Raw genomic sequence first — 1,280 nt, 5'->3', positions numbered from 1 at the left:
ATCGCCAATGTCGGCACCCTGGTGCTTGCCGCCAATGGCGCTTACACCTTCACCCCGGCCGCCAATTACAACGGCGCGGTGCCTAGCGTGAGCTACACCGTGACTGACGGTTCCGGCAGCAATGTCACTTCGACCTTGAACATCAGCGTCACCCCGGTCGATGACAGCTTCACCGACATCAGCGAAACCGTGACCACCTCTGAAGACGCTCCGGTCAACGGCAGCGTGCTCACCGGCACCAGCAGCGTCGACGGCCCGGTCAGCGTAGTTAATTTCACGGTCGGCGGTACTCAGTACCAGGCCGGTGACACCGCGACTATCGCCAACGTCGGTACCCTGGTGATCGGAACGAACGGCGCCTACACCTTCACTCCGGCGGCCAACTACAACGGCACGGTGCCAACGGTCAGCTACACCGTCACCGACGGTTCCGGCAGCAATGTCACTTCGACTCTGAACATCAACGTCACCCCGGTGGATGACAGCTTCACCGATGTCAGCGAAAGCGTGACCACTTCCGAAGACGCTCCGATGACCGGCAGCGTCCTCACCGGCACCAGCAGCGTCGACGGCGACGTCAGCGTGGTTAACTTCACCATCGGTGCGACCACTTACGCGGCCGGCAGCACCGCGACTATCGCCAACGTTGGCACCCTGGTGATCGGAGCTAACGGGGCGTACACCTTTACCCCGGCGACCAACTACAACGGCACGGTGCCGACGGTCAGCTACACCGTCACCGACGGTTCCGGCAGCAATGTCACCTCGACCCTGAACATCAGCGTTACCCCGGTCGACGACAGCTTCACCGACATCAGCGAAACCATCTCCACCCCGGAAGACACCACCGTTACCGGCAGCGTCCTCACCGGCACCAGCAGCGTTGACGGCGACGTCAGCGTGGTCAACTTCACGGTTGGCGGTACCCAGTACCAGGCCGGCAGCACCGCGACCATCGCCAATGTCGGCACCCTGGTGCTCGCCGCCAACGGCGCCTACACCTTCACCCCGGCCGCCAACTACAACGGCACGGTACCGACAGTCAGCTACACCGTCACTGACGGCTCCGGTTCTGACGTCACCTCGACCCTGAACATCAATGTCACCCCGGTGGATGACAGCTTCACCGACGTCAGCGAAACCGTGACCACCTCCGAAGACGCCCCGGTGACCGGCAGCGTCCTCACCGGCACCAGCAGCGTTGACGGCGACGTCAGCGTGCTCAACTTCACGGTTGGCGGTACCCAGTACGCCGCCGGTAGCACCGCGACCCTCGCCAA

General features: G+C 63.2%; 1 protein-coding gene. It reads left to right on the top strand.

Annotation, left to right across the window (positions count from 1 at the left end; translation table 11 throughout):
- On the top strand, positions 1-1,280 hold a 1,280-nt coding region (locus WLY71_RS30575; protein WP_347806562.1), incomplete at both ends, for a beta strand repeat-containing protein.

The sequence above is a fragment of the Pseudomonas rossensis genome (assembly GCF_039888995.1).
Taxonomy (GTDB): Bacteria; Pseudomonadota; Gammaproteobacteria; order Pseudomonadales; family Pseudomonadaceae; genus Aquipseudomonas; species Aquipseudomonas rossensis.
Note: the sequence above shows the minus strand (reverse complement) of the source record. Positions and strands in the feature narration are given on the sequence as shown.